Annotated in this window: 19 protein-coding genes; all 19 read right to left on the bottom strand. The window is 50.9% G+C overall.

From position 1 onward, the window contains the following. On the bottom strand, positions 1-323 hold a 323-nt coding region (gene rplR / locus VFG09_07430; protein HET6514976.1), incomplete at its 3' end, for a 50S ribosomal protein L18. Positions 324-343: 20 nt separating this feature from the next. Then, the gene (rplF, locus tag VFG09_07425; protein ID HET6514975.1) at positions 344-886 is read right to left on the bottom strand and encodes a 50S ribosomal protein L6; all 543 of its coding nucleotides are present in this window, start codon (positions 884-886) and stop codon (positions 344-346) included. A gap of 14 nt (positions 887-900) precedes the next feature. After that, the gene (rpsH, locus tag VFG09_07420) at positions 901-1,293 is read right to left on the bottom strand and encodes a 30S ribosomal protein S8 (GenBank protein ID HET6514974.1); all 393 of its coding nucleotides are present in this window, start codon (positions 1,291-1,293) and stop codon (positions 901-903) included. Between the two features lie 10 nt (positions 1,294-1,303). Continuing rightward, positions 1,304-1,489 carry a type Z 30S ribosomal protein S14 gene (locus VFG09_07415; GenBank protein HET6514973.1) on the bottom strand — a complete coding sequence of 62 codons (186 nt, stop codon included), beginning with the start codon at positions 1,487-1,489 and terminating at the stop codon, positions 1,304-1,306. A 119-nt stretch (positions 1,490-1,608) separates the two neighbouring features. Further along, positions 1,609-2,151: a 50S ribosomal protein L5 gene (gene rplE / locus VFG09_07410; GenBank protein HET6514972.1), complete on the bottom strand. Its 543-nt coding sequence runs from the start codon at positions 2,149-2,151 to the stop codon at positions 1,609-1,611. After that, complete coding sequence (rplX, locus tag VFG09_07405) at positions 2,151-2,471, bottom strand: 50S ribosomal protein L24 (GenBank protein HET6514971.1); 321 nt, start codon at positions 2,469-2,471, stop codon at positions 2,151-2,153. The genes rplE and rplX overlap by 1 nt, the downstream gene beginning before the upstream one ends. Before the next feature lie 8 nt (positions 2,472-2,479). Beyond that, on the bottom strand, positions 2,480-2,848 hold the full coding sequence (gene rplN / locus VFG09_07400) for a 50S ribosomal protein L14 (GenBank protein ID HET6514970.1): 369 nt from the start codon (positions 2,846-2,848) through the stop codon (positions 2,480-2,482). Between the two features lie 12 nt (positions 2,849-2,860). Beyond that, on the bottom strand, positions 2,861-3,103 hold the full coding sequence (gene rpsQ / locus VFG09_07395) for a 30S ribosomal protein S17 (protein ID HET6514969.1): 243 nt from the start codon (positions 3,101-3,103) through the stop codon (positions 2,861-2,863). A 55-nt stretch (positions 3,104-3,158) separates the two neighbouring features. Further along, positions 3,159-3,350: a 50S ribosomal protein L29 gene (rpmC, locus tag VFG09_07390; GenBank protein ID HET6514968.1), complete on the bottom strand. Its 192-nt coding sequence runs from the start codon at positions 3,348-3,350 to the stop codon at positions 3,159-3,161. After that, entirely contained in the window at positions 3,347-3,766 is a 420-nt protein-coding gene (rplP, locus tag VFG09_07385; GenBank protein ID HET6514967.1) for a 50S ribosomal protein L16, read from the bottom strand. Before rplP ends, rpmC begins: the two co-directional genes overlap by 4 nt. Before the next feature lie 26 nt (positions 3,767-3,792). Beyond that, positions 3,793-4,452: a 30S ribosomal protein S3 gene (gene rpsC / locus VFG09_07380; protein ID HET6514966.1), complete on the bottom strand. Its 660-nt coding sequence runs from the start codon at positions 4,450-4,452 to the stop codon at positions 3,793-3,795. A gap of 15 nt (positions 4,453-4,467) precedes the next feature. After that, positions 4,468-4,803, bottom strand: a complete 336-nt coding sequence (gene rplV, locus VFG09_07375) for a 50S ribosomal protein L22 (GenBank protein HET6514965.1) — start codon at positions 4,801-4,803, stop codon at positions 4,468-4,470. 2 nt (positions 4,804-4,805) lie between these two features. Further along, positions 4,806-5,087 carry a 30S ribosomal protein S19 gene (rpsS, locus tag VFG09_07370; protein ID HET6514964.1) on the bottom strand — a complete coding sequence of 94 codons (282 nt, stop codon included), beginning with the start codon at positions 5,085-5,087 and terminating at the stop codon, positions 4,806-4,808. Next, positions 5,087-5,911, bottom strand: a complete 825-nt coding sequence (rplB, locus tag VFG09_07365; protein HET6514963.1) for a 50S ribosomal protein L2 — start codon at positions 5,909-5,911, stop codon at positions 5,087-5,089. Before rplB ends, rpsS begins: the two co-directional genes overlap by 1 nt. Beyond that, positions 5,911-6,201, bottom strand: a complete 291-nt coding sequence (rplW, locus tag VFG09_07360) for a 50S ribosomal protein L23 (protein HET6514962.1) — start codon at positions 6,199-6,201, stop codon at positions 5,911-5,913. Before rplW ends, rplB begins: the two co-directional genes overlap by 1 nt. Continuing rightward, on the bottom strand, positions 6,198-6,827 hold the full coding sequence (gene rplD, locus VFG09_07355) for a 50S ribosomal protein L4 (protein HET6514961.1): 630 nt from the start codon (positions 6,825-6,827) through the stop codon (positions 6,198-6,200). The genes rplW and rplD overlap by 4 nt, the downstream gene beginning before the upstream one ends. A 1-nt stretch (position 6,828) precedes the next feature. Then, the gene (gene rplC / locus VFG09_07350; protein ID HET6514960.1) at positions 6,829-7,443 is read right to left on the bottom strand and encodes a 50S ribosomal protein L3; all 615 of its coding nucleotides are present in this window, start codon (positions 7,441-7,443) and stop codon (positions 6,829-6,831) included. Next, positions 7,440-7,745: a 30S ribosomal protein S10 gene (gene rpsJ / locus VFG09_07345; GenBank protein ID HET6514959.1), complete on the bottom strand. Its 306-nt coding sequence runs from the start codon at positions 7,743-7,745 to the stop codon at positions 7,440-7,442. The genes rplC and rpsJ overlap by 4 nt, the downstream gene beginning before the upstream one ends. Before the next feature lie 88 nt (positions 7,746-7,833). Next, the coding region (gene tuf, locus VFG09_07340) for an elongation factor Tu (protein ID HET6514958.1) at positions 7,834-7,975 on the bottom strand (142 nt) is incomplete at its 5' end.

Here is a 7,975-nt window from a genome sequence, read left to right as displayed (position 1 = left end):
GCCCTTACTCTTCCGTGATACAGGTAGCCACCCCTGTCAAAGACAACCTTCCTGATCCCCTTATCCACAGCCTTTTTCGCTATCAGCTCTCCGACCTTCTTTGCCAGACCCACATTCCCCTTGTGTCCCTTCTCTGACTTCAGTTCTCCTTCAAGGGTTGAGGCAGCTACGAGAGTTTCGCCCTTTGTGTCATCGATGATCTGGGCGTATATGTGATCCAGACTTCTGTAAACGGAAAGCCGCGGCCTCTCAGTTGTTCCGAAGACCTTCTTTCTTATCCGTATATGGCGTCTTTCCTTACTTTTTCGAGTACTTTCAGCCAAAGCTCCTACCTCCTCGTCACCTATTTCTTGCCGGCCTTCCCGACCTTGAGTTTAATTCTCTCTCCGGCATATCGTACTCCCTTACCCTTATAAATGTCCGGGGATCTCAGGGCCCTTATGTTGGCCGCCATCTGTCCGATCTGCTGCTTGTCCACTCCCCTGAGGGTTATCGTCGTCTGCTTCTGATCGACAGCAGCGCTCATCCCCTCAGGCAACTGGTACTCGACGGGATGAGAATAACCGAGAGTGAAGGTGATCTTGTTCCCCTGGACCTGTGCCCGGTAACCGACTCCTGTAATCTCAAGGACTCTCTCGTACCCGCGGGACACCCCCACAACCATATTCGCGATTAAACTCCGCGTAAGGCCGTGCAGCGACCTGTCCTCCTTGAAATCAGATGATCTGCTCACCTGAAGTTTCCCCTCCTTGAGTGATACAGAGATCTTTTCAGGATAATTCCAGCTCAGCTCTCCCTTCGGCCCCTTCACCCAGATGGCATTGCCATCGAGTTTGATTTCAACACCGCTCGGAACATCTATGACTTTCTTACCGATTCTCGACATGACTTAGCTTCTCCTTACCAGACGTAACAGATGACCTCACCGCCGATACCGTCGCGACGGCATGACCTGTCGCTCAAAATCCCCTTCGGTGTCGTAAGGATCGCAATTCCGACCCCTCCCATCACCCTCGGTATCTCTTCGCTTCCAACGTATACCCTTCGCCCCGGTTTGCTCACCCTCTTCAAACCCGATATCGCGTTGTCGTCTTCGACGTATTTGAGGGTAAGCCTGAGGATGCCCTGCTTCTTGTCTTTCAATATCTTATAGGCCCTGATAAAACCGTCCTCCTTGAGGATCTTGGCAATCTCGAGCTTTATCTTCGATGCCGGTATATCAACCTTCTCCGCCTTGATCAGAGCAGCATTTCTTATCCTCGTCAGCATATCTGCAATAGGATCAGTCAACATCCCTTCACCTCTACCAGCTTGATTTTGTCACACCGGGGATCTGCCCCCGGAGCGCTAGCGTTCTGAAACAAATTCTGCACATGCCGAACTTCCTGAGAAAGGCCCTCGGCCTTCCGCAGAGTCTGCACCTGTTGTAGGCCCTCACCTTGAACTGCGGTTGCCTCTTCACCTTTTCTATCATGCATTTCTTTGCCATGGTCACCCCTCTCTATCGATAAATGTGATGATTGCCGATTGATTCTTCTCTTCTCATGACAGGGAGCCCGTCTTCCGATCCGCGCAATCACAGGTATGCAAGCCGCAAATCATCCCCACCTATTTCCTGAAAGGCATTCCCATATGCCGTAAGAGGGCCTTGCTCTCGGCATCAGTCTTTGCTGTCGTGCAGATCGTAATATCCATTCCATGAACCATCTCGACCTTGTCGTAGTCTATTTCAGGGAATATGAACTGCTCCTTTATTCCCAAGGTATAATTGCCCATTCCGTCAAAGGCCTTTCCTGAAACGCCCTTAAAGTCCCTGATTCTTGGCAGTGCCACACTGATGAGCCTGTCAAGCAATTCGTACATCCTGTCTCCCCTCAGAGTTACTTTGCACCCTATCGGCATACCCTGTCGCAGCTTGAATGACGCTATAGATTTCTTCGCCTTGGTGATAACCGCCTTCTGGCCGCTGATCATCGAGAGTTCTTTCTGCGCGGCGTCGAGGAGCTTGATGTTCTGAATAGCCTCGCCGAGACCGACATTGATCACGACCTTTACCAGCTTCGGCACCTCCATAACGTTCCTGTAGGAAAACTCCTTCATGAGCGCGGGGACCACATGCTCTTTATATTTCTCCTTTAATCGCGGAAGCATTACTGGTCTATGACCTCCTTACATTTCTTGCATGACCTCACCTTCCTCCCGCCCTCGAGGAGGGTGTTTCCGGTCCGGGTAGGTTTGCCGCATTTGGGACATACCAGCATAACATTCGATATATGAACCGGGGCTTCCCTTTCGATAATCCCGCCCTGGGAGTACTTCTTGTTCGGCTTCATGTGTTTCTTGATAATATTGACCTTCTCTATGACAACCTTGTGCTCCGAGGGAGCAACAGAAAGAACCCTGCCCCTTTTCCCCTTCTCTTTACCGGTCGTTACGATTACCGTATCCTGCTTCTTTATTCCTAAGCCCATGAACCCTCCTAAAGAACCTCTGGAGCAAGTGAAATGATCTTCATAAATTCCTTCCATCTGAGCTCCCTTGCAACGGGACCGAATATCCTCGTTCCGATCGGCTCATTCTGTGGATTTATGAGCACCACAGCATTCTGGTCAAATCTGATATAGGTGCCGTCGGGCCTCCTGTGCTCCTTCTTTGTCCTCACCACAACGGCCTTTGCCTTGTCGCCCTTCTTAATATTGCTTTCAGGAATAGCCTCCTTAACGCTTACGACTACAACATCGCCGAGCCTCGCATACCGCCTATGAGAGCCTCCCAAGACCTTTATGCACTGGACCTTTTTTGCCCCAGAATTGTCCGCTACCTCAAGATTGCTCCTCGGTTGTATCATCTCGATAACTCCTTAAGCCTTTTCTTTCACATCCAGTACCGTCCACCGTTTCCCCTTGCTCAGCGGCCTCGTCTCAATGATGGAAACCGTGTCTCCGGTCTTGTACTTGTTCTCTTCGTCGTGAGCCTTGAATTTCGTGACCTGCTTCACGGTCTTCTTGTACACAGGGTGCTGATAAAGCCTTGTGACGGCCACCACGACGGTCTTGTCCATCTTGTCGCTCACGACCTTACCTGAATAAATCTTCTTTGGCATCTCTATCTACCTCTCTCTGGCGCTCAATGAGCAATCTCCCTGTAAGGAGAACCTGCTACGCCTTCCCCTTTTCCGTCATCACCGTCAAGACTCGTGCAATATCCCTCCGAACAGCGCGGATACGCATCGGGTTCTCTACCTCTCCTGTGGCGAGACGGAACCTCAAATTGAAAAGTTCTCTTCGCAAATCCTGATCCTTCACCCTGAGCTCATCCATGGTTAATTCGCGCAATGCAGAAGGCTTCATCGTACGATCTCCTCCCTACTAACAAATTTTGTCGCGATGGGGAGCTTATGCTGAGCGAGCCTCAGAGCAGCCTTTGCAACATCCTCGGTTACTCCTGACATCTCGTAGAGCACCCTTCCGGGCTTTACCACTGCCACCCAGTACTCGGGTGACCCCTTACCCTTTCCCATTCTCGTTTCAGCAGGTTTTTTCGTTATCGGCTTGTCCGGGAATATCCGTATCCAGACCTTACAGCCTCTTTTCACGTGCCTCGTTATGGCTATTCTCGCCGCCTCTATCTGCCTCGATGTGACCCATCCGGGCTCAAGGGCCTTGAGGCCGAACTCGCCAAAGGAAACGTCAGCGCCCCGATAGGCCTTTCCATTCATATTGCCCTTCTGCATCTTCCTGAATTTAACTTTCTTCGGCATTAACATTGTTCGATCACCTCGTTACAAAGACGCTACGCCGCAAAGCCTTCACCGGCTCTATGCGGTTCAGGGAGTATGTCGCCACTGTAAATCCAGACCTTAACGCCGATCTTTCCGTATGTCGTCAGTGCCTCGGCAAAACCATACTCGATGTCGGCCCTGAAGGTGTGAAGGGGCACCCTTCCTTCTCGGTACCATTCAGTCCTCGCAATTTCAGCGCCCGCGAGCCTTCCTGAGCAGGCAACCCTTATGCCGAGTGCACCGAATCTTAATGAAGAGGCAACAGCCTTTTTCATGGCCCGTCTGAATGAAACCCTCTTTTCGAGTTGTAGGGCGATGTTCTCCGCAACGAGCTGTGCGTCCACCTCGGGTTTCCTTATTTCCTTAATATCAATCGACGTTTCACGTCCGGTCAGCACCTCAACATCCTTCCTCAGTTTTTCGACTTCAGCGCCCTTTTTCCCGATGATGATGCCGGGCCTCGCGGTATGGATAATAATCCGTATCTTCTGCCCGGCCCTCTCGATCTCTATCTTTGATACCCCGGCATGGAAGAGCCTCTTCTTGATAGCCTTCCGCACATTGAGGTCTTCTATCAATTGATTGGCATAATCCCTTTTCGAGAACCACCGGGACTCCCATGTCTTTATTATCCCTAGCCTATTTCCTATCGGATGTGTCTTCTGACCCAACGTCGACCTCCAATGTTATTTTTTCTCTGACAAAATCAATGTTATATGAGAGGACCTCTTCCTGATAACGTTCGCCCTGCCCATAGACCTCGGCTCCATCCTCTTCATAACAGGCCCCTGATCTACATAGGCCTTTTCGATCACCATCTCTTCAGGATTTACCACCTTCTTCTGCTCGGCATTTGACATTGCCGACTTCAGGATCTTCTCGATGAATGCGGACCCACGGTAAGGCATGAACCTCAGGGCAATGAGGGCCTCTCCTGCCTTTTTGCCCCTCACAAGATCGACGACCCTTCTTGCCTTCCTTGGTGTGATCCTTGCATATTTCAATATCGCTTTTGCTTCCATACTTAACCCTTCGATGCAGATTTCTGTGAACCCGCATGTCCCTTAAACGTTCTTGTCGGAGAGAATTCACCCAGTTTATGCCCCACCATATTTTCCGTTACATAGACAGGGATAAACTTCCTGCCATTGTGGACCGCAAAGGTAAATCCGATAAACTCCGGCACAACGGTGGATCTCCTCGACCATGTCTTGATGATCTTCTTCTCCCCCGTTTCGACCATCTGATTCACTTTTTTCATCAGCTTCTCATCAACAAAAGGACCTTTCTTTAAGGACCTCGGCATTACTTACCTCCTCGCCTCTTTATGATGAATTTATCCGTCCTCTTATTATGGCGGGTCTTGACGCCCTCGGGCTTCCCCCATGGGGAGCAGGCGGGCCTTCCGCCGGAACTCCTCCCCTCACCGCCGCCGAGAGGATGGTCTATGGGGTTCATGGCGACACCTCTCACGTGAGGTCTTTTCCCGAGCCACCTCACTCTCCCGGCCTTTCCAAAGGATATATTTTCGTGATCAGGGTTGCTCACCTGACCTATCGTTGCCATACAGAGCGGGGGGATAAGCCTCACCTCACCCGACGAAAGCTTTACGTGGCAATAGTCGTCGGCCTTTGCGATGAGTTGTGCCGATGAGCCCGCGCTTCGTGCAAGCTTTGCGCCTTCGCCCGGACGAAATTCTATGTTATGAATAAACGTTCCAAGAGGTATCTCGCTCAAGGGCAGTGCATTGCCGATCTTGATCTCGACCCCGGAGCCTGAAAAGAGCTCTTCACCGACCTTGAGACCTAAGGGTGCAAGGATATATCTCCTTTCGCCGTCGCGGTATTTGAGGAGTGCTATCCTCGCAGATCTGTTCGGGTCGTACTCAATAGTCTCAACTGAAGCGGCCACGCCGAACTTGTTTCTCTTGAAATCTATGAGCCGGTACCTTCTCTTGTTGCCTCCGCCCCGCTGCCAAGCTGTGACACAACCCTGATTATTCCGTCCGCCCGATCTCTTCAGTGCCCTCAGCAAGGGCTCATAGGGCTTCTTCGCGGTAATCTCCTCGAAATCGGAGACCGACTGGAACCGTGTTCCCGGGGATGTGGGATTATATTTCTTGACTGCCATTATGCACCCTCAACAAAATCGAGTTTTTCACCCTTTTTCAGGGTAATAATTGCTTTTTTCCTGTCAGGCCTCTTGCCGAGAGACCTGCCGTGTCTCTTCCACTTTCCTTCTGTCCTGATCGTGGCCACCTTGTCAACTTTGACCTTGAATATCTCCTCGATCGCCTTTTTTATGTCAAGCTTATTGGCATCGACACTCACCTCAACGAGGACTTTATTCTCAGCCTCCTTCAGCATTGCCCCCTTCTCGGTGAAGAGCGGCTTCTTGATCACCGTATAGATGTTCTTCATTGTTCACCAGCCTCTGTCATTGCCCTGACAGCGTCTGCGGTCATGAGGATCCTCTCGTGCGTCAGGATCTGATAAGGATTAAGGTCCATGACCCTCGCAACCCTCACACCGGGTATGTTCCTCGATGAGAGAAGAATGTTTTCATTTTTCTCGGGGAGGACTATGAGGAGACTTTTCCCGTCTAGGCCGAGATTCTTGATCACTTCCTGTATCGCCTTTGTCTTCGGTTTTTCGATGACAATCCCTTCAACCACCGTTAACCCTCCGTCAGCGAGTTTCGCTGATAGAGCCTCTGCCAGGGCCCTCCTTCTCATATTAGTCGGTAGCTTGAATGAATAATCCCGAGGCTGAGGCCCGAAGATCGTTCCACCGCCCCGCCAGAGCGGAGAACGGTTGCTTCCCGCACGTGCCCTTCCGGTATGTTTCTGTTTCCATGGCTTTTTGCCGCCACCGCTGATGAGTCCTTTGGTCTTGGTCGCGTGTGTGCCTTGTCTCTGGTTAGCCAGATAGTTCACAACAGATGCATGAATGATATCTGCTCTCTTGCCTAGTCCGAAGATCGTATCGGGAAGACTGACTTTCCCCTTCGCGTTGTTCTTTGTATCCTTCATCTCTATATCCGGCATCTCAATCCCCCTTCTCAATCTCCAGATAGGTGCCGTTCGCACCCGGGACAGAGCCTTTGACGAGCAGAAGGTTCTGTTCAGGCTTTACATCGACAACAGTGAGATTTTTGGTCGTAACGTTCTCACTCCCCATATGCCCAGGCAACCCCTTGTTCTTCCAAACTCTCGAAGGAAAAGAACTTGCTCCTATGGAACCAGGCGCACGGTTAAACATGGACCCGTGGGAACCAGGTCCGCCCGCGTAGTTAAGTCTCTTCATGACTCCCTGGAACCCTTTGCCCTTCGAGACTCCTGAGACCTTAACCCTGTCACCTTTGTTGAACATTTCGGCCCTGATGAAATCGCCGACCTTGAGATTGCCCATCCTGAACTCTTTTATTATTCCGTAAGGCGCTACACCGGCCTTTTTGAATACTCCGGACATGGCCTTATTCACCTTTTTTGCCTTGCGAATCTCAGAAAAGCCAACTTTAACGGCCTCATAACCGTCTCTAGAAAGCGTCTTTACCTGAATAACACAGCACGGCCCAGCCTCTATTACGGTTACAGGGATCGCTCTTCCATCCTCAGCAAATACCTGCGTCATACCGAGTTTCTTGCCGAGAATGCCTGTCATAGTTTTATCTCCACATCAACACCTGCTGCAAGCTCAAGCTTCATAAGCGCGTCGACTGTCTGGGGTGTCGGATCGTAGATGTCAATAAGCCGCTTGTGGGTCCTTATCTCAAACTGCTCTCTTGATTTCTTGTCTACGTGGGGAGACCGAAGAACCGTAACCTTGCTCACTCTTGTCGGAAGGGGGACCGGACCGGCTATTCGCGCGCCTGTCCTCTGCGCCGTATCGACGATCTCCCTTACCGACTGGTCAAGGATCCTGTGGTCATATGCCCTGAGTTTAATTCTTATCTTCTGATTCATATCCGTCACTTCGCTCCATTGCAACATGCAGAATGCAAATCGCACATGTTAGATTTTTCATTTCGCCTGCTGATCTTTGCATTGATGACTACGCAATCACCTCGGTAACGACGCCTGCGCCTACAGTCCTTCCGCCTTCCCTGATCGCAAACCTCAACTCCTTCTCCATCGCTATCGGCGCAATCAGCTCCACCGTAACACTGATATTGTCTCCGGGCATCACCATCTCC

The organism is Thermodesulfovibrionales bacterium, assembly GCA_035686305.1.
GTDB lineage: Bacteria > Nitrospirota > Thermodesulfovibrionia > Thermodesulfovibrionales > UBA9159 > DASRZP01.
This window is presented reverse-complemented; position numbering and strand designations above follow the sequence as displayed.